Raw genomic sequence first — 18013 nt, forward strand, 5'->3', positions numbered from 1 at the left:
AACGGTCACACCAGATGCCGCACGAACCAGTCACCGGCCAGCCGCGCCACCTGTTCCAGAGTGCCGTGCTCCTCGAACAGATGGGTCGCGCCGGGCACCACCTGCAGCTGATGCGCGCACTGCAGCCGCGCCGCGGCCTCGCGATTGAGCTCCAGCACTTCCAGATCACGACTACCGACGAGGAACAGCGAAGCCGCCTTGACCCGGGCCAGCGATTGGTCGGCCAGATCGACGCGACCGCCACGCGACACCACCGCGGCGACATCCGCCGGGCGCGACGCCGCGGTGATCAATGCCGCGGCGGCACCGGTACTGGCGCCGAACAGACCGATGCGTAGCCCGCGCAGGTCCGCCTCGTTGCCCAGCTGATCGACCACGCCGCTCAAACGCTGGCTGAGCAACGGAATGTCGAAACGCAGCTGGCGGGTAATCTCGTCGATCGCCTGCTCATCGGCGGTAAGCAGATCGAACAGCAACGTGGCCAGGCCCAGCTCGTTGAAATAGCGCGCCACGCTCTGGTTGCGCGGGCTGTGTCGGCTGCTGCCGCTGCCGTGCACGAAGACCACCAGGCCAGCGGCGTCTGGCGGTACGCTGAGGTCGCCATGCAGGCGCGCCTTGCCCAGGGTGAAGCGCATCGGTGTCGAGGTCGATTGGCTCATGCGGGCTGCTCTCCCCGGTTCCAGGCACGCTGCAGCAGATCGACGACCTGCCGGTCCGGCGTCTGATCGAAGTTCTCGTACCAGCGGCCGATGGCATACAGATCATGAGGCAGATGCAGACAGACGATACGGTCGGCCAGCGGCTCCAGCTGCGTGACGCTGTCCGGCGCTGCCACGGGCACGGCGACGGTGATGCTGCTCGCACCAAGCTGACGCGCTGCCTGCACCGCGGCGCGCATGGTCGCGCCGGTGGCAAGCCCGTCGTCGACCAGGATCACCGCACGCCCGGCGATGGCCGGCGGTGCCCGATCACCACGATAGGCCCGCTCGCGGCGCTGCAACTCATGAGTCTCCTGGGCGACGGTTCCATCTATTTCGGCCTTGGAGACGTGCACGTAGCGCAGGATGTCCTCGTTCATCACCCGTACGCCGCCACTGGCGATGGCGCCCATGGCGAGCTCGCGATTGCCCGGCGTGCCGAGCTTGCGCACCACCAGAATGTCCAGTTCCAGCCCAAGGCGTTGCGCCACTTCGTAAGCCACCGGTACGCCTCCGCGCGGCAGCGCCAGGACCAGCGCGTTCTCCCAGCTGCCCTCCTGTGCCAGGCGCTCTGCCAGCGCCGCACCAACCTGCGTTCGATCGGGGAAAGGAATCTTCAGGGTCATGGCAGGCTCCTCGGCGTAACTGCTGACTGTTAGGAGTCTGGCTCAATAATCGGCCAACGGTAGGCCACCTGCGGCGAAACAACCCAGGGCCGCTCCACCGTCGATCGGACGAATAAAGCGGGGAACGACAAAAGCGTTGCCGCCGACTATATGGCGCCATTAAAGTGCCACTATCCTGTGCCAGCCGATGGATAGATGCCGATGCCCCACAACAACAAGAAACCGGCGCGTTGGCGTGCCCGCACCCTGCTCGTGATGCTGCTTGGCCTGTTATCGCCGTCCACCTCGCTCCATGCAGGCGAAACCCTGACGCTGCTCACCTGGGAGGAATATCTCAGCGAAGCGGTGATCGAGCGCTGGCAGGCCGAAACAGGCTTCGAGATCAGACAGGTCTATTTCGACAGCGGCGACAAGCGTGACGAAATCCTCGCCAAACCCGATCACCAGATCGATATCGCCCTGACCGAGCTGATCAGCTCGACCCGCTTCGGTGCCCGCGGCCTGTTGCAGCCGCTCGACGAGCCCAGCCTGGCCGAGCTGCACCGTGCAGCGCCGCGCTGGCGCGAGAGCTGCGGGCGCTACAGCGTGCCTTACCTGTGGGGCACGCTGGGCATCGCCTATCGCAGCGACCGTCTGGATTTCGTACCGCACTCCTGGGCCGACCTGCTGAGACCGGCACGCCCGGACGAACCGCACATCATCATGATGGAAGACCATGAGGACATCCTCGCCAGTCCGCTGCTCCTGCTGAAGCACTCGATCAATACCTCGGACAATGACGAGCTGAAGGCGGCGTTCGAACTGCTGGTCAGTCAATCCGAGGCGGTGCTGACCTATGAATACGTGATTACCGCGCTGCGTAGCCAGCGCCACCTCGAGCGGGCCGATATGGCGCTGGCCTACAGCGGCGATCAACAAGTGCTCAATCAGGTCGAGGGGGTGGAAGGCGAGCCCTGGCGCTACGTAGTGCCCGAAGAAGGCACCCTGCTCTGGGTCGACTGCCTGTCGGTGCCGAGCATCGCCCGCAACAAGCCCCTGGCCTATCGCTTCCTCAACTTCCTCAACCGGCCGGATATCGCTGTGCTGAACGCTGCCGAGCTGGGTGTCGCCACACCGAACGCCGCCGCCCAGGCGCTGCTGCCCGAGGAGATCCGCAAGGATCTGACGATTTACCCGGCGGAGGAGGTGCTGGCGCGCAGCCAGGTCTACGAGATGCGGCCGCTGGAAGCCACGCAGACCCGCAGACGCATCATCAGCGCCTTGATCAACGCCCATGACGCTCGGTAAACGCGCGCTGCTGGTGATCTTCCCGGTCATTCTGATCATCCAGCTGCTCGCATCGACCACCGCCTACCTGACCCAGCGCGCCTCGCTGCTGGGCCTGGAACAGGCGCGCCTGGAGCAGCAGCTGCTGGCCTTGCAGTCGGCCTATCTCGACTACGAGGCGTTCAGTCGCAGCGTGCTCTACTCGATCATGGATAGCGAGGCGTTGCTGCTGTTCCTGCGCGAATCGGACACCGCCTTTCGCAACGACACGCTCGGACTGCGGATTCAGCAGAGCATCCGTTCGCTGTCCAACACCGAGCTCTCGTTCGTCTCCTTTGCCGTGCTGCAGCCCGATGGCGAGCCGGCCTACTATTTCGAAAGCAGCCTGTCGCCATTCGCTTCGATGGATGAGACCCAGCGACAGATCGTGGGTGAAGCCAGACGCTCGTCCCGCCCCGGTGCGACTCGCTATGTCGCGCACGCCGACGGCGGACCGCTGTTGCTCGACACCGATTTCATCCTGCCGGCCAGCAGCAGCCGCCCGCTGCCGAGTCAGCGCAGCGAAGCCTTTGCCGCGCAGCTGGCGGTGCGCCCGGAGCGTTTTCTCAAGCTCAAGCGCAGCCTGGAGGAGGAATACGGCGCCGCGGTCGAGATCGAGCTGCACCAGCTGCCGGTCGAGTCGGGCCTGTCTGCTGCAATCGAGCTGTCACCGGCATTGCATGCACGGCTGACGCCGGCGGCGACCTATACCGCCGAGCGCCTGCAGACTCTGGCGCTGGCCTTTATCGCCGGCGGTTCGCTGATCTGCCTGGTGTCCATCGGTCTGTTGCTGTGGCTGATTCGCCGTTACGTCACCGGCCCCATCAGCCAGCTGGACGACCAGCTCACCGACCTGCTGCAAAGCAAGCGCACCGCACTCGACGAGCCCACCGACGGCGGCGAGATTGGTCGCCTGACGGTCAACATGAAGACGCTGCACGAGCGCAACACCGAAGCGCTGGAGCGCATCCAGGTCATCTCCTGGACCGACAGCCTGACGCAGATCAGCAATCGCGCGCACTTCGGCGTGCTCGCCAGCGCCATGTACGAGCGCTGCCTGCAATCCCACAGGCGCCTGGCGCTGCTGTTCCTCGATCTGGACAACTTCAAGCAGGTCAACGACCAGCACGGTCACGATGCCGGCGACACGCTGCTGCGAATCTTCGCCCAGCGCGTCCGCGGCCTGCTCAAGCGCCATCAGCTGGACCATGCGCAAACGGACGTGGCCTTTGCGCGGCTGTCCGGTGACGAGTTCGCCATCCTGCTGCTGACCGATGCCGGCGACGGCGGCGTCGATGAGTTGTGCGCGGCACTGCTCGATCTTTGCCGCGGCGGCTTTCGCCTGGAAGACCGTCTCTACCCGGTTGGTGTCAGCATTGGCACCGCGCGCTACCCGGACGATGCGGACTCGATCACCCAGCTGCTGACCCGCGCCGACACCGCCATGTACCAGGCCAAGGCCGAGGGCAAGAGCACCGCGGTGGCATTCAGCCGCGAGCTGGAGCAACGCAACGAGCGCATCCGCCTGATCGAAGAACAACTGCGGGCGCTGGATGGCGACGACCAGCTGCGGCTGGTCTATATGCCGGCGCTGAATCGCGAAGGCACCGTGGTCAGCTGCGAAGTGTTGCTGCGCTGGCATTCGCCAATTCTGGGCACGGTATCGCCTGGCGAGTTCATTCCCATCGCCGAGCGCGCCGGGCTTCATTCACGGATCGACAACTGGGTCATCGACCGTGCCCTCACCGAGTATCCCAAGCTGGTCGAGCTGTTCGGCGCCGAGGTGATCCTGGCGATCAACGTCTCGTCCGCGCAGCTCGCGGATGACCGCATCTGCAGTTACCTGCTCGGGCGGGCCGCGCATCACGGCGTCGCGCCGGGCAGGATCGAAATCGAGCTGACCGAAACCTACGCCGCCGAACTCTGCGCCGGCACCATGGACGTGGTGCAGGCGATCCGGCGCGCCGGCTTCCGCGTCGCCATCGACGACTTCGGTGTTGGCTACACCTCGATCCAGCAGCTACTCGAATACCCAGCCGACACCATCAAGCTGGACATGGCGATCATCACCCGCCTGACACAGCCGGACATGCAGCAGAGCCTGAGCGCCCTGGTCGCGTTCTGCCATGCGCAAGGCAAGCGGGTGAATGCCGAGGGCGTGGACACGATGGACAAACAGTCGGCGCTGCTGCGGGCCGGCTGCGACCTGTTCCAGGGCTACCTGATCTCGCCACCGCGCTCGCTCGCCGCGCTGGAAGACTGGATGGCGGTGCGCAACCGTACCCAGGCTGCGCTGCGCCTGGAACAGCTGGCGCCGCGCGTGGCGTCGCAACCCATCTGAACGACCAGCGCCGCGGCGCTCCGATTGCACATTCACGCCATCACAGCCTGGCGCATGCGCGACAAATCATCGCAACCGACAATCCCAAGCCTGGAGCGGCGGAAGAGCGGACCGGGCTGATCTACGCTGCAAGGGCACCCTCCACTCATCGAGTGCCTTCGCCATGGACAAGACGCGCGACAAGCTTCTGCAACCCGAACATCACGACCCCTATCTCAGGGCCTGGCATCAGCGCAGCGACACCCTCTGCCCGCAGTGCGGCGCCGCCTACCAGGCCGGACGCTGGACCTGGCACGGCCTGGTGGACGCCAGCACTGCCCAGGAAGCGGTATGCCCGGCCTGCCAGCGCATCGCCGAAAACGTCCCGGCAGGGACGATCAGCCTGCGCGGTGCCTTCGTCAAAGCCCACGCCGACGACCTCTGCGGGCTGATCCGCAACACTGAGGAAAAGGAGAAAAGCGAACATCCCCTCGAGCGTCTGATGACCATCAGCGACGAGTCCGATGGCTTGCGCGTGACCACCACCGGCCTGCATCTGGCGCAGCGCATCGGCCACGCGCTGGAAGCGGCCTATGACGGCGATCTGAAAATCCATTACGACGGCGAGGAGTATTACGTCGACGTGCAGTGGCAGCGTGGCTGAGCCGACGCTGCGGCAGTAGCCGGTCCTTGCCTCAGCAAGGCTGCGGCGGCATGCAGGTCGCCGCAGCCTGCCCGCTGGCCGCCAGCAGGCGCAGGTATTCGTCGTAGCGATAGGTCGGCCCGTCGATGCAGGCGTAGCTGCTGCCGATATAGCAATGCCCACACAGCCCCACCCCGCAATGCATGCGCCGCTCCAACGACAGCCAGACTCGGCTGGCCGGCAGACCATGGTCAATGGAGCGGCGTGCTACCGCCAACATCAGCGGTTCCGGTCCGCAACAGAACACCCGTGACGGCGCCGCACCCGAGGTCAGTGCCTGCTCCAGCGCGTCCAGCGGATTGCCCTGCGGCCGGCCGTCATCGCCCTGGTCCAGCGTCTCGACCAGCTTCAGCGTCCCGCGCCAGCGCGCCCGTTCCTGCGCCAGCACCTGGTAGGCGCGGTTGCGCGCGGCATAGATCAGCTGCACTTCGCCGGCAGCCGCGTCGATCAGCCCGGCGAGTGGCGCCAGCCCGCAGCCACCGGCCACCAGCAGCAACCGCTCGCCGGGTTCGGGCAGCGGCCAGCCGCGGCCGAACGGCCCGCGATAACCAAGCACGGCCCCCGGTTCAAGCTCGAACAGCGCCCCGGTGAGCGTGCCGGTCTGGCGGATCAGTGCACTGAAGCGGCCGTCGGCATCCGGCGAGCTGACATAGGTGAACGCCGCTTCGCCAACACCGGGCACGGCGAGCATGAAGAACTGCCCGGGCTGCACCACCGGCTCGTCGGCCAGCGGCTCGACGGCAAAGCTGAAATGCCGCGCCGCCTCGCCATCGTCGTAACACTCCAGCAGGCGCAGCGGTCGTGGGGTCAGGTCGATCATGGCTGGCCGATCCTCTTCATCACCTGGTGCACGCCGATGCCGCCGGGGCACACCGCATCGCAGCGCCCACAACCGACGCAGCCGTCGCGGCCGAAGCGCTGGCGAAAGTCGTCACCGAACTTGTGATACCAGAAACGCTGCACGCGCTGGCCCGGTGTGGCGCTGGGGTTGTGCCCGCTGGCCTCCTTCTGGAAACCCTGGTACAGGCAGGAATCCCAGACCCGCTCCTGCACGCTGGCGCCGTCAGGCTGCGCCTGCACGAAGGGCGCGAAGCAGGAACAGGTCGGGCACACCGAGGTGCAGCCGGAACAGCCCAGGCAACGCAGACCGAGCTTTTCCCAGGTCTGGCTATCCACCGTTTCGCCATTGAGCGCCGCGCAGCCGACGGCGATATCGACCTGTTCGCCCTGCTCGGCGGCCACCTGCAGCGCCTGGGCGTCGCGCTGCTGCGCCCAGTCCGCCGGCGCCTGAGCCAGCGTCAATCCGGCCAGTGCGGCGGCGCCGCGCTCGGACGCAACGAGCAACAGCCAGCGCCGTCCCAGCGGGCAGAGGATCAGGTCGGCAGTCTGCGGCCGCACCTCCGGGCCGCTATCCATAATCGCGCAGAAGCCTTGCCGGCAGCTCTGCGCACAATCGAGGCCGACCAGCAGGGTCGCGGCGCGGCGCGCCTGGTAATGCGGGTCGGCGGCGAAAAAACGGTCCTGGTAGGCCAGCGCGGTGAGGTCGCAGGCGGCCAGGCCGAACAGCACCTGCGGGCGCACCTGCGGCAGCAGCGGGATGAACTGGCCGTTCTCGTAGCGAAACTGCGCCTCGCGCTCGGCGAAGAAGAACGCCTTGGCCGAGAACAGCGGCGGCTCGGTCGGCACCGCGACGGGCTGCGCCGGATCCGCAAGCGGCTGCCAGCGCAATGCGCCCTGCCCGTCCGGCTGCGGCTGGTAGAGCTGTCGCGCGCGCGCCAGGTGGTTGCGCAGCCGCTCGGGACTGTCCAGCTCATGGGCCTGCATGTTCGGCCTCCTGCGGGCGTTCCAGCTCGCTTTGCGGCGCCTGGCCGGGCGCCAGCGGGGTCAGCGCCACCGCGCAGGCCTTGAGCTCCGGCATATGGCTGATCGGGTCCTGGGCGCTGTTGGTCAGCCGATTACAGGGCGCCTCGCGGAAGTGATAGGGCATGGCGACGGTGCCCGGCGGCACGTCGTCGGTGAGGTGCGCGCGGGTCTCAAGCGCGCCGCGGCGCGACGCCACGCGCACGCCCTGCGCCTCGGCCAGACCCAGCCGGGCGGCATCCTGCGGATGGATGAACAGCAATCCTGCGGGAATTTCCCGCTCGAGCAGCGGCGACTTGCGGGTCATCGCCCCGCCGCCGTAGTGAAAGTGCAGGCGCTGGGTGGTGAAGCAGAACGGGTAGTCGGCATCCGGACACTCGTCCGGCTCGACCTGCGACACCGGAATCAGCTGCGCGCGGCCGCGCGGAAAGCAGTGCCGATGGAGGATCGCCGTGCCAGCAGGATGCGCAGCGTCGCATGGCCATTGCAGCCCGCCGCCTTGCTCGAGACGCGCGTGGCTGATGGCACTGAACAGCGGCGCCAGCGCGGCCATCTCAGCGAACACCTCCTCGGCGCTGGCCCAACGCATGCCGTCGTAACCCATGCACTCGGCCAGTGCGGCGAGGATCTGCCAGTCCGCGCGCGCCTGCCCGGGTGGCTCGACGGCCTTGTGCAGCAGCTGCATGCGCCGCTCGCAGTTGCTGAAGGTGCCGTCCTTCTCGGCAAAGGATGCAGCGGGCAGCACCACGTCGGCGAAGCGCGCGGTCTCGCTCAAGGTCAGCTCGACCACCACCAGAAAGTCCAGCGCGGCCAGCGCGCGGGCCAGCTTGTGCTGGTCCGGGTCGGTGACCACCAGCTCCTCGCCGAGCACCAGCAGCGCACGGAACTCGCCGCGCAGCGCCGCTTCGCTCATGCCCAGCGAGGTCAGCCCCGGCGCCGGCGGCTGCGCCACGCCCCAGGCACGGGCGAACTTGGCGCGCACCTGGGCGTCGGCGACCTTCTGGTAGCCGGGGTAGACGTCCGGCAGGCAGCCCATGTCGCAGGCGCCCTGCACGTTGTTCTGCCCGCGCAACGGGTTGACACCGGTGCCGGCCCGGCCGAGCTGGCCGCAAACCAGCGCCAGGTTGGCCACCGCGATGACGTTGTGGGTGCCGCTCTGGAACTGGGTGATGCCCATGCCGTAGGCGATGAAGGCACGCCGCGCCTGGCTGTAGGCACGCGCCAGCTCGATCAGCGCCAGCACCGGCACACCGGTCTGCGCGCTGGTGAGTTCCGGGGTCAGCTCGCGCACATGGGCGCGCAGCGCCGCCTCGTTGTCGCAGCGGCAGGCGAGGAAGTCGCGGTCCTCCCAGCCGTTGGCGAAGATGATGTGCAAGAGCCCGTTGAGCAGCGCGATGTTGCTGCCCACGCGCAGCTGCACGTGCTGGTCGGCCAGGCGCGCCAGGCGGGTACGCCGCGGGTCGACGACAATCAGCCGGGCGCCGCGGGCCTGCGCCCGCAGCATGCGCGCGCCGATCATCGCGTGGTTCTCGGTGACGTCGGCGCCGATCACCAGGATCAGCTCGGCCTCGTCGATGTCGGCGATGGAATTGGTCATCGCCCCAGAGCCCAGGCTGCGGCCGAGGCCCGCCACCGAAGGGCTGTGGCAGATGCGCGCGCAGTGGTCGATATTGGCGGTGCCAAGCACCGCGCGAGCGAATTTCTGCGCGGCGTAGTTATCCTCGTTGGTGGCGTGGGCGCAGCTGATCACCCCGACGCTGCTCGGCCCAGCGGTATCCAGCGCGGCGCGGAACTCGCTGGCCACCAGCGCCAGCGCCTCGTCCCAGCTGGCTTCGCGGAACCGCCCGTGCTCCTTGATCAGCGGCGTGCGCAGGCGGTTGCCGACATCGACGGCGAAGCTGCTGGCCCAGCCCTTGGCGCACAGCTGCCCGGCACTGACCGGATGCCCCGGCTGCGGCTCCACACCCACCACGCGGCCACCTTCGACGCGCAGGCCGAGCCCGCAGCCGACGCCGCAGAACGTGCATATGCTCGGCACCACCTGCATGAGAATCCTCCCTGGCTACCCCTGGCGGCGAAACCGCATCCGCCGATCAGTAGCGCACCTCGGAAACACGATAGACGCGCCGCGGCGGCCCGAACACCTCGTCCATCTGCGCACGGCTGAGCGGCAGGGTCAGCAGCCCGGTCGCAGCGGGCGCGGCGACCTGCGGGTAGAAGCGTTCATCGCGCAACCGCGAGACCAGGCTGACATACACCAGCCGTCCCTGGCGGAAACTCACATAGATGCCGCCGCCCTGGTAATTGTCATCCTGGCGCGCCTTCTCTCTGACGATCTCCGGCCACTGCGGCGGAGGTTCCCACGCCGGCAGGTAGCGGGCGACGAATTCCGGGCGCAGCGCGCCTATCGCCACCAGCGGCGCCTGCTCGGCCAGCTTGATCTGCGCGGCGAGCACACGGGCATCGGTCTTCTTCTGCAGATCGATCCAGACCATGGTGTAACGCGGCTCTGACGACTCGCGCAGCGATTCGCTGAAGGCGGTCAGCGGACCGTTCTCCATACGCCAGATATTGGCGCAGCCGCTCAGAACGAGACACAGAAGAATCAGCGCGATCCGCATAGCATGCGCCCTCACGGTCCGACCACCCGCGCCGGCGCAGTCGACCGACAAGCGGCGCCGCGCACGAACAGCGTGTTAATGCCTGGAGCATAGCCAACCGCCAGCATTTGACGGAGTCGAGCTTTGCGTTCCGCAGTCGCAGCCGGCCAGCCCCGCGCTGCAAGCCGGTTCAGCGATCAGATGATTTCTTCTCCAGCCGCACCCGCCGGATTGGCGCGCGTCGGCATGGCGAGGATCTCCGGCACCACCTCGCGGGCGAACACATCGTGCAGCCGGTGCAGCTCGGCGAACGGATCAGGATGATGATCGACGCGGATGTCCCACAGCGGATATTGCTCCTGGTCGACCACATACACCGTTGCCGACGACTCGCCATGGCGATCGCCGCCCTGCGCATCGCCGGCCGCGAGCGCGGCCATCAGGCGCTCCACCAGTGGCAGATGCGCGCTGCCGACATAGGCCTCGCAGGCGGCCTCCAGCACCTCGCGCCCCTTCAGCCGGTTGCCCTGCACGCAGAACTGCTCGCCGGCGATGGAGCCGGCCCAGGGCAGACAGCGCTCACCGGTCCAGCAGGCGGTACGGCCCTGGTTGTCGACGACCGCGCACTGGCGCAGCTCCATACAGGGGTCGGTGCGCCGCAGCCGTTCCAGCACCTCCGCCGCCGGGCTGAATTCACGCAGGAAGCGCAGGCCATCAATACCCAGGTACGGATTGATCTGCGCCTGAGTCGCCACAGCGCCGACATGCGCCGCCGCGTGGGTCAGCAACTTGCCCACCGCGGGCATGGCGGTGGCAGCGGCCACGCCGAACTGGCCGGTGCGCGGGCAGCGGGCGACGATGGAAAAGGTCATGGGCGTGCTCTCTGGATTCGTCAGAGCTTAGGCCCGGGCCGAGCGGCAAACGTTCAGAGCGGGCGGCTCACTCCGGTAATTCGACACTGACCTTGATCGCCGAGTACCAGGCCGTGACCGCTGCGATGTCCTCGTCGCTCAGCCCGAAGGCGATGACACTCATCTGCGGATGCTTGCGCTCACCGGAGCGGAAGGCCTGCAGCTGCCGCGCCAGGTACAGCTCGCCGTTGCCGGCCAGATTCGGTGCATCGGCGACCTTGGCGATGCCATCGATGCCATGGCACGCCGCGCACATCCTGGCCTTGGCCTTGGCAGCGGTCAGATCGGCCGCCAGCGCCGGAAGGCAGGCGCTGCCCGGCAGCAGTGCGAGCACCAGACACAGCCACCGCTTGAAATCCATCGACATGCAGGAATCCTCGAATAGCGCCGGCCCGCGCGAACGGCAGGCCGGCGCGACGGCTCACTTGCCCTGGTAGGAGATGCGGTAGATGGCCCCGGCGGTGTCGTCGCTGACCAGCAGCGAGCCGTCCTTGAGCTGCGCGACATCGACGATGCGGCCGTAGTACTCGCCGGTTTCCTCGTCCAGCCAGCCTTCGGCGAAGGGCACCGTCTCACCGGACGGACCGCTGCCATCGGCGGCAAACGGCGTGAACATCACCCGTGCGCCAGCCGGCACGGTGCGGTTCCAGCTGCCGCGCTGGGCGCTGAACAGGCCACCGCGGTACTGCTCGGGAAACTGCTTGCCGGTGTAGAAGGTCAGGCCCATGTCGGCGGCGTGGGCGGTGGTTTCCACCACCGGCGGGGTCAGGCCCTCGGGCGGGGTCTCGTCGGCGTACTCGTTGGTACGCACCTGGCCGCCGCCGTACCAGGGCATGCCGAACTTCATTCCGGCCTTGGGCGCATGATTGATCTCGCCCGGCGGCGTGTCGTCGCCCATTCCATCGACCTGGTTATCGGTGAACCACAGCTCCTTCGTCGCTGGGTGATAGGTGACGCCCACCGAGTTGCGCACACCGGTGGCGTAGACCTCACGCTTGCTGCCGTCACGCTCCATGCGCACGATGCCGCCGATACCGTGCTGCTCGTACAGCTCGCGCTTTTCCTTGGGCTGCACGTTGTGTGGCTGGCCGAGGGAGATGGTCAGTTTGTTGTCCGGGCTGATGGCACAGACCCGCGCGCCGTGGTTGTAGCTCTCTTCGTCCTTGGGGATCAGCTCGCCGGTCGGCACCACGATGTCCGCCGCCACGTCCGGTCCCTCGTAGAAGAATTCGGCGGCCGGGAACACCAGCACACGGTTGTGCTCGGCAACGAACAGAAAGCCGTCCGGGCTGAAACAGGGGCCAGGCTGGGTGAAGGAGATCGCCGGGGCGAAGCGCTTCACTTCGTCGGCGGTGCGATTCTTGGTGCGGTCGGTGACGGCCCACAGGTCAGTCTTGCGGGTGCCGACGAAGACCACTCCGCTGGACGGCCCGACTGCCATATGACGGGCATCGGGGACCACGGCGTAGAGATCGATGCGAAAACCCTCGGGCAGCTTGATGCGCTTGAGGTTGTCGCGGATGGCGTCGGCGGTGGGGCCATCCTGGGGGATGGTCTTCATGTCCAGCGACTGGCCGGTGGTCTTCATCGAGCGCATGCGCTCAAGGGCTTCGTCACTGGTCGGCGCCGCAATCGCAGCGGCGCAGCTCAGCGTGAGCAGGGCGCTCAGGGTCAGGCAGGGAATCTTCATGGCACGCACCTCAGGGCACCGCCGCGTGGGGCGGTCATCTTGTTCTTATGGCGTTCCCGGCGACGAGCTGCGCACCGGGCATGCGGCTAGCTGCCTGCTTCAGCGTAGCGGCCGCCTGGCCATTTACCACTTGAGGTGTCGTGCGGTGTGGATCAGCCCTGGCGCAGCGAAAGGCCCTTGAGGAAATTGCGCAGCAGCTGGTCACCGCAGGCGCGGTAGTTGCTGTGGCCCGGCTTGCGGAACAGCGCGCCGAGTTCGGATTTCGACAGCTGCAGGTCGGCGGCATGCAGGATCGCCTGCAGGTCTTCGTCGCGCAGCTCGAAGGCCACCCGCAGTTTTTTCAGGATCTGGTTGTTGCTGACCGGCAGCTCCAGCGGCGGCGCCGGGCGGCTGTCGTCCTTGCCGCGCTTGAAATAGATCAGCCCGTCGAGAAAACGCGCCATCGCCTCGTCAGGGCACTCCTGATAGCCGTCCTCGTCCTCGCGGCTGAGCCAGGCGCGAACATCGGCCTCGGCAACCGTGCAGCCACCCAAAGCGGCGATTTCGGCCATCTGCGCATCACTGACCTTGAGGGTATAGCGCAGGCTGCGCAGGACGTCGTTGTTGAGCATGTTCGCTCCTCACTGAGAAAAGGCCGGCAGTGTGCGCTTTCGGGCGCCCTGCGGCGAGCCCGATCAACCGTCTTCGCGCTCGCCGAGGCGGCGGTACAGCGTGCGCCGGCCGATGCCGAGCAAGGCCGCCGCGCGTCGTTTGTTGCCGTCCACCAGCTTCAGCACATGCTCGATATAGCGCAGTTCCAGCTCTTCCAGGGTCGGCAGCAGAGGGCCATCGCTAAGCTGGGCAAGCAGTTCGGCGCCAGCACTGCGCGCCTTGTCGTCACGATAGTCGGCGATGCGGCTGGGCAGGTGCTCCAGCTCGATCCTGCGCCCGTGGCAAAAGGTCACCGCGCGTTCGATGGCGTTCTGCAGCTCGCGCACATTGCCGGGGAAGGGATAGCGCCGCAGTTGCGCCAGCACTGCCGGTGCCAGGCCGCGCACCGGCCGCCCGCTGCGCGCGGCGAAATGGGCGACGAAACCCGCCGCCAGCAGCTCGAGGTCCTCCTCGCGATCCCGCAGCGGCGGCACCTGCAGGATGAAGGTCTCCAGACGGAAGAACAGGTCCTCGCGGAAGGCCTCACGACCGGCCTCGGTTTCCAACGGGCGGTTGCTCGCGGCGATGATGCGCACATCCACCGTCAGCTCACGCTCGGCGCCCACCGGGCGGATCGTGCCTTCCTGTAGCACTCGCAGCAGTTTGGCCTGCAGCGGCAACGGCATCTCGCCGATCTCGTCGAGAAACAGCGTGCCACCGTCGGCTTGCTGGAAAAGCCCCTTGTGCGCGCGATTGGCGCCGGTGAAAGCGCCAGAGACATGGCCGAAGAATTCGCTTTCCAGCAATTCGGCCGGCAGCCCGGCGCAGTTGATCGCAAGGAATGGCCCTTTGGCACGTTCGCTTTCCGCATGCACGGCGCGGGCGACCAGCTCCTTGCCGGTGCCGCTCTCGCCGATCACCAGCACCGGCCCCTCGGCGCGGGCAAGTTGGCGGATCTGGTCGAACAAGCCGCGCATCACCCGGCTGCGGCCGAGCATGCCGTGGAAGCGATCATCACTGAGCAGCTGCTGGAAGCGCCGCACCTCGTCGCGCAAGCGTCGCGTCTCCATCGCGCGGGCCACCGCCAGGCCAAAATGTTCGAGGTCCAGCGGCTTGGTAAGGAACTCGTCGGCGCCCTCCTTAAGCGCCGCCACCGCCTGCTGGATGCTGCCGAACGCGGTGATCACCAGAAACGCCGGCGCCGCCTGCATGCTCTTCACCCGCCGCAGCAGCGCCATGCCATCGGCACCGGGCAAGCGCAGATCGCTGACCACCAGCGCCGGCTCCCAGCTCTCCAGCGAACCCACCGCCTCCTCCGCGCTGGCCAGCGCACGCACCTGCAAGCCGCGGTCTTCCAGCTCCTCGACCAGCAACTGGCGCAGACTGTCGTCGTCTTCGACCAGCAGCACCCGCTCCTGCGTCACTTCAGTCATGCTCGACCTCCTCGTCGATCAATGGCAGTGCGATACGGAAGGCCGCGCCCGGCAGGCTGCCGTCAACCAGTTCGATACGTCCACCACACTCGCTGACCACGCCATGCGCCACTGCCAGACCCAGTCCACTGCCCTCGCCCACCGCTTTGGTGGTGAAAAACGGCTCGAACAGCGCCGCGCGATTTGCCTCGGCTACACCCGGGCCGTCGTCTTCCACCTGCAGCAGCAGCTCGTTGCCGTCTTGCCACCAGCTCAGCCGCACCAGCCCACCAGGGCTCGCCTGAGCGGCGTTGCGCAGCAGATTGGTCAGCGCCTGCTCGAAACGCGGCGGATCGACACGGCAATAAACTGTTTGCGCCGGCGCCAGCAGTTCCAGCCGAACCTGTAGCGCGGCCAGCTCGTCAGCCACCGCAGCGGCTGCGGAATGCGCCAGCACCTCAGCGGGCACCTTGCGCGGGGGCGAACCGGCGGCACGACCAAAATCCAGCAGCTGACGGACGATGGCACTGAGCCGCGCCACTTGCTGACGAATCTGCAACAGCGCGCGGCGATGGGTTTCACCCAGCTCGTCGTCGCGCAACACCCGCTGCGCCTTGCCGTCAATGACGCTGAGCGGGCTGCCGAGCTCGTGCGCCACGCCGGCCGCTAGCCGTCCTACCGCCGCCAGTTGCTGGCTCTGGCGCAGACGCGCCTGCAGCTGCTCCTCGCGGGTCTGCTGCTCGGCCACCTGGCGCTCGGCGGCGGCAATGCTGTCGAGCATCTGGTTCAACGCACCGGACAGCACGACGATTTCCTGCGGCCCGCTGCGTGGCGCTCGATGCGCGCGCTCCCCCGCGGCAACCCGCTCCATGCTGCGCGCCAGCTGCTGCAGATGCTTGCCCACGGCCGAGCGGTGGCCGAGCAGAATCACCACCAGCGCCACCCCGGCCAGCAAGCCACCCAGGCCCGCGGCGATCAGGCGCAGGCGGCGGATGTCCTGCTCGAAATCGCCCCAGCGCCGGGTCACCTGCAGCAGGCCGTTGATCTGCCCACCGCTCTCTTCCAGCGGGACGAAATAGGAATAAACCGGGCGGCCATTGATGCGCTGATAGGTGCCGGTCAGCTCGCCACCGGCGGTGAGCTGCTGGATCGCCGACTCGTCCTGATCCGGCTCCGCCGCACCGGCATAGGCCGCGAGCTTGCCGTCACGATCATAGACATAGGCGCCATACACACGACCGACGCCGAGCACCGATTCGAGCACCTGTTGCAGGGTGCGCTCATGGTTCTTCTCCAGGCTGGCACTGAGCGGCAGACGTACTGCCCGCGCCACCAGCTCGACCTCCGCCTGCAAGCGTCGCTCGCTGTTGCGCTCGACCGTCCAAAGCACCACCGAACTGAAGCCGAACATGATCGCCATCAGCGGCACGACGACCTTGAGCAAGAGTGCGCCGCGTAAGCTGGATGGACGCTGCCAGATTGATACATGTGTCATATAGGCACACTACAGACGCCCGACATATGGGTCCACCCTGCCCCGACGAAACGGGAAAGCCTTTAAACAACAATGGCTTAGCTATTCAAGAGAAAGCTGGCACGGCTGCTGCAATGCCCAATCCGTCTTTAACCGAAGCAGGAATGAACATGACCCAGCACAACGCTCGTCTCGCCTTCGCCGGAATTTTCTCGCTGTTCCTCGGCTTGGCCGCTCCCCTTGCATCGGCGCAATCAGCCAGCCCAGCCCCCACTGCTCAGCCGGCAACTGGCGCTCAGGCGCAGCAGTTCAGTGAAAAGAAACTGGAGAACTTTGCCGAATCACTGGGCGAGATCATGGAGATTCGCGAGGAGTTCACCGGCAAGCTGCAGAAGACCGAAGACGCCGACAAGGCCCGTGAGCTTCAGCAGCAAGCCAACGAGAAAATGCTCGGTGTGATCGAGGAAAATGACATCAGCATCGACGAGTACAACGCCATCAACGAAGCCGTGCAGACCGACCCGGAACTGCGCAACCGCGTGATTGCGATGATGCAGCAGTGATTGCACCACTGACGCCGCGCGGCGCTGTCTGAGGCGCTCGCGCTGGGTGACAAGCAAGCCCCGCCTGGCCGATGCCGGCGGGGCTTCTTGCGTTGGGGTGCCAGAATCCTGCAAGCGCCCGATTCCAAACGGGATATCTGACAAGAAGCAATCGGTCGGGCGGAGATTCGTATTCAGCGCTGTCCACCGCGTTTGGAGCCCTCCACAAGAACCCTACCTCGCAGTTTTGCCAGCGACGCAAAGCCTGAGCCCCACGCGACCGCACCGCTCACCGAAGAGGCGATAACGCGCCCCGACTCAACGACCACACGCCCCGGGCGCAAGGCGCGTGCGAAAGTCGAAGTAGTGTTCAAGCACCTGCTCCGGCGCCTCGACCTGCGGGTAGTGCCCGATGCCCTCCAGCAGCACGGTATCGGGCGCAGGAATCAGCTCGCGGTAGCGGGCGACCATGTGGGCACCAGAAATCGGATCGGCCGCGCCGTCGATCACCCGCAACGGCACGTTGCAGCGCTGCATCGCCGTTACCCAGCGCTCGCGTTGCCTGACGCGCTCCGGCATGTAGCGGATCAGCCGGTGCATCACCGCAGGCCCATTGCCCTCGGCGATCAGTCGCCAGTAATCGTCCAGCTCGGAGTCGCTCGGCTGCGTCTGCGCACCGAACACGCGGCCGAAGGTCGCTCCTAGCGTACGCCGCGAAAACAGCCTGCCCAGCAGAAAGCCGAACGGGCCGAGCAGCAGCTTCTGCACCCGTACCGGATGATGGGTTTCAGGGAACAGCCCGCCATTGAGAAACACGCAGCTGGCCAGCGCGATGCGCCCTTCGCAATACCGCGCCAACAACTCCTGAGCGACGCTGTCGCCATAGTCATGCGCCAGCACATGGATCGCGCCGTCGACACCCAGCTCCGCCAGCAGCGCCTGCTGCAGATCGGCCTGCGCGATCAGGCTGTAGGCGTGCCCGCGCGGCTTGGCCGAATAGCCGAAGCCGAGCATGTCGCAGGCAATCAGCCGATAGCGCGCCGCCAGCGACTGCCAGACCTTGTGCCAGTCCCAGCTGGCGGTGGGAAAGCCATGAATCAACAGCAGCGGCTCGCCTTCGCCGGCCATCCAGTAGCGAATGCGCTTACCGCCAAAATCGAACTCGCGAGCGCTGGCGCGCCACGCATCCAGTGCTATGCCGTCGGTGCTACTCATTCGTTTTTCTTGTTCTAGTGGAGACGA

17 protein-coding genes are annotated in these 18013 nt (G+C 66.8%); 4 read left to right on the forward strand and 13 right to left on the reverse strand.

Annotated features, from left to right (window positions below; genetic code table 11):
* Positions 1-5: 5 nt before the first annotated feature.
* A complete protein-coding gene (locus tag BHD08_RS12420; protein WP_125022601.1) occupies positions 6-659 on the reverse strand; it encodes a dienelactone hydrolase family protein in 654 nt (217 codons plus the stop codon).
* Positions 656-1324 carry a phosphoribosyltransferase gene (locus BHD08_RS12425; RefSeq protein ID WP_125022603.1) on the reverse strand — a complete coding sequence of 223 codons (669 nt, stop codon included), beginning with the start codon at positions 1322-1324 and terminating at the stop codon, positions 656-658. Before BHD08_RS12425 ends, BHD08_RS12420 begins: the two co-directional genes overlap by 4 nt.
* Before the next feature lie 201 nt (positions 1325-1525).
* On the opposite strand from BHD08_RS12425, the gene BHD08_RS12430 reads away from it, so the two are divergent.
* From BHD08_RS12430 to BHD08_RS12440, 3 genes are all read left to right on the forward strand, one after another.
* Positions 1526-2611: a PotD/PotF family extracellular solute-binding protein gene (locus tag BHD08_RS12430; RefSeq protein WP_125022605.1), complete on the forward strand. Its 1086-nt coding sequence runs from the start codon at positions 1526-1528 to the stop codon at positions 2609-2611.
* Positions 2598-4970 carry a bifunctional diguanylate cyclase/phosphodiesterase gene (locus BHD08_RS12435; protein ID WP_125022607.1) on the forward strand — a complete coding sequence of 791 codons (2373 nt, stop codon included), beginning with the start codon at positions 2598-2600 and terminating at the stop codon, positions 4968-4970. The genes BHD08_RS12430 and BHD08_RS12435 overlap by 14 nt, the downstream gene beginning before the upstream one ends.
* A 163-nt stretch (positions 4971-5133) precedes the next feature.
* On the forward strand, positions 5134-5613 hold the full coding sequence (locus BHD08_RS12440; protein WP_125022609.1) for a BCAM0308 family protein: 480 nt from the start codon (positions 5134-5136) through the stop codon (positions 5611-5613).
* 31 nt (positions 5614-5644) lie between these two features.
* Here the strand turns inward: BHD08_RS12440 and BHD08_RS12445 are convergent, their stop codons facing one another.
* The 10 genes from BHD08_RS12445 to BHD08_RS12490 form a co-directional block, all read right to left on the reverse strand.
* On the reverse strand, positions 5645-6472 hold the full coding sequence (locus tag BHD08_RS12445) for an FAD/NAD(P)-binding protein (protein ID WP_125022611.1): 828 nt from the start codon (positions 6470-6472) through the stop codon (positions 5645-5647).
* Complete coding sequence (locus BHD08_RS12450; RefSeq protein WP_125022613.1) at positions 6469-7476, reverse strand: 4Fe-4S dicluster domain-containing protein; 1008 nt, start codon at positions 7474-7476, stop codon at positions 6469-6471. The genes BHD08_RS12445 and BHD08_RS12450 overlap by 4 nt, the downstream gene beginning before the upstream one ends.
* The gene (gene fdhF / locus BHD08_RS12455; RefSeq protein WP_125022615.1) at positions 7463-9559 is read right to left on the reverse strand and encodes a formate dehydrogenase subunit alpha; all 2097 of its coding nucleotides are present in this window, start codon (positions 9557-9559) and stop codon (positions 7463-7465) included. The genes BHD08_RS12450 and fdhF overlap by 14 nt, the downstream gene beginning before the upstream one ends.
* 46 nt (positions 9560-9605) lie before the next feature.
* Entirely contained in the window at positions 9606-10133 is a 528-nt protein-coding gene (locus BHD08_RS12460; protein WP_125022617.1) for a hypothetical protein, read from the reverse strand.
* A gap of 176 nt (positions 10134-10309) precedes the next feature.
* Positions 10310-10984 carry a DUF1028 domain-containing protein gene (locus BHD08_RS12465; protein ID WP_015278560.1) on the reverse strand — a complete coding sequence of 225 codons (675 nt, stop codon included), beginning with the start codon at positions 10982-10984 and terminating at the stop codon, positions 10310-10312.
* Positions 10985-11051: 67 nt separating this feature from the next.
* A complete protein-coding gene (locus tag BHD08_RS12470) occupies positions 11052-11390 on the reverse strand; it encodes a cytochrome c (RefSeq protein WP_125022619.1) in 339 nt (112 codons plus the stop codon).
* A 54-nt stretch (positions 11391-11444) separates the two neighbouring features.
* On the reverse strand, positions 11445-12713 hold the full coding sequence (locus tag BHD08_RS12475; protein ID WP_125022621.1) for a sorbosone dehydrogenase family protein: 1269 nt from the start codon (positions 12711-12713) through the stop codon (positions 11445-11447).
* Positions 12714-12865: 152 nt separating this feature from the next.
* On the reverse strand, positions 12866-13324 hold the full coding sequence (locus BHD08_RS12480; protein ID WP_125022623.1) for a DUF1456 family protein: 459 nt from the start codon (positions 13322-13324) through the stop codon (positions 12866-12868).
* Between the two features lie 63 nt (positions 13325-13387).
* A complete protein-coding gene (locus BHD08_RS12485) occupies positions 13388-14776 on the reverse strand; it encodes a sigma-54 dependent transcriptional regulator (protein ID WP_125022625.1) in 1389 nt (462 codons plus the stop codon).
* Positions 14769-16250, reverse strand: a complete 1482-nt coding sequence (locus BHD08_RS12490) for an ATP-binding protein (protein ID WP_125022627.1) — start codon at positions 16248-16250, stop codon at positions 14769-14771. Before BHD08_RS12490 ends, BHD08_RS12485 begins: the two co-directional genes overlap by 8 nt.
* 149 nt (positions 16251-16399) lie before the next feature.
* Between BHD08_RS12490 and BHD08_RS12495 the strand changes: the two genes are divergently transcribed.
* A complete protein-coding gene (locus BHD08_RS12495; protein WP_015278566.1) occupies positions 16400-16792 on the forward strand; it encodes a DUF4168 domain-containing protein in 393 nt (130 codons plus the stop codon).
* A 297-nt stretch (positions 16793-17089) separates the two neighbouring features.
* On the opposite strand, the gene BHD08_RS12500 is transcribed toward BHD08_RS12495, so the two are convergent.
* Positions 17090-17986 (reverse strand): alpha/beta fold hydrolase, encoded by an 897-nt coding sequence (locus BHD08_RS12500; protein ID WP_125022630.1) that lies wholly within the window; start codon positions 17984-17986, stop codon positions 17090-17092.
* Positions 17987-18013 lie beyond the last annotated feature (27 nt).

The sequence above is a fragment of the Pseudomonas sp. SCT genome, from assembly GCF_003864275.1.
GTDB classification, from domain to species: Bacteria; Pseudomonadota; Gammaproteobacteria; order Pseudomonadales; family Pseudomonadaceae; genus Stutzerimonas; species Stutzerimonas stutzeri_AE.

Excerpts from the sequence above, each read along its gene's own strand:
- BHD08_RS12420 (WP_125022601.1), bottom strand. The coding sequence starts at position 659 with ATGAGCCAATCGACCTCGACACCGATGCGCTTCACCCTGGGCAAGGCG.
- BHD08_RS12425 (WP_125022603.1), bottom strand. The coding sequence starts at position 1,324 with ATGACCCTGAAGATTCCTTTCCCCGATCGAACGCAGGTTGGTGCGGCG.
- BHD08_RS12430 (WP_125022605.1), top strand. The coding sequence starts at position 1,526 with ATGCCCCACAACAACAAGAAACCGGCGCGTTGGCGTGCCCGCACCCTG.
- BHD08_RS12435 (WP_125022607.1), top strand. The coding sequence starts at position 2,598 with ATGACGCTCGGTAAACGCGCGCTGCTGGTGATCTTCCCGGTCATTCTG.
- BHD08_RS12440 (WP_125022609.1), top strand. The coding sequence starts at position 5,134 with ATGGACAAGACGCGCGACAAGCTTCTGCAACCCGAACATCACGACCCC.
- BHD08_RS12445 (WP_125022611.1), bottom strand. The coding sequence starts at position 6,472 with ATGATCGACCTGACCCCACGACCGCTGCGCCTGCTGGAGTGTTACGAC.
- BHD08_RS12450 (WP_125022613.1), bottom strand. The coding sequence starts at position 7,476 with ATGCAGGCCCATGAGCTGGACAGTCCCGAGCGGCTGCGCAACCACCTG.
- fdhF (WP_125022615.1), bottom strand. The coding sequence starts at position 9,559 with ATGCAGGTGGTGCCGAGCATATGCACGTTCTGCGGCGTCGGCTGCGGG.
- BHD08_RS12460 (WP_125022617.1), bottom strand. The coding sequence starts at position 10,133 with ATGCGGATCGCGCTGATTCTTCTGTGTCTCGTTCTGAGCGGCTGCGCC.
- BHD08_RS12465 (WP_015278560.1), bottom strand. The coding sequence starts at position 10,984 with ATGACCTTTTCCATCGTCGCCCGCTGCCCGCGCACCGGCCAGTTCGGC.
- BHD08_RS12470 (WP_125022619.1), bottom strand. The coding sequence starts at position 11,390 with ATGTCGATGGATTTCAAGCGGTGGCTGTGTCTGGTGCTCGCACTGCTG.
- BHD08_RS12475 (WP_125022621.1), bottom strand. The coding sequence starts at position 12,713 with ATGAAGATTCCCTGCCTGACCCTGAGCGCCCTGCTCACGCTGAGCTGC.
- BHD08_RS12480 (WP_125022623.1), bottom strand. The coding sequence starts at position 13,324 with ATGCTCAACAACGACGTCCTGCGCAGCCTGCGCTATACCCTCAAGGTC.
- BHD08_RS12485 (WP_125022625.1), bottom strand. The coding sequence starts at position 14,776 with ATGACTGAAGTGACGCAGGAGCGGGTGCTGCTGGTCGAAGACGACGAC.
- BHD08_RS12490 (WP_125022627.1), bottom strand. The coding sequence starts at position 16,250 with ATGACACATGTATCAATCTGGCAGCGTCCATCCAGCTTACGCGGCGCA.
- BHD08_RS12495 (WP_015278566.1), top strand. The coding sequence starts at position 16,400 with ATGACCCAGCACAACGCTCGTCTCGCCTTCGCCGGAATTTTCTCGCTG.
- BHD08_RS12500 (WP_125022630.1), bottom strand. The coding sequence starts at position 17,986 with ATGAGTAGCACCGACGGCATAGCACTGGATGCGTGGCGCGCCAGCGCT.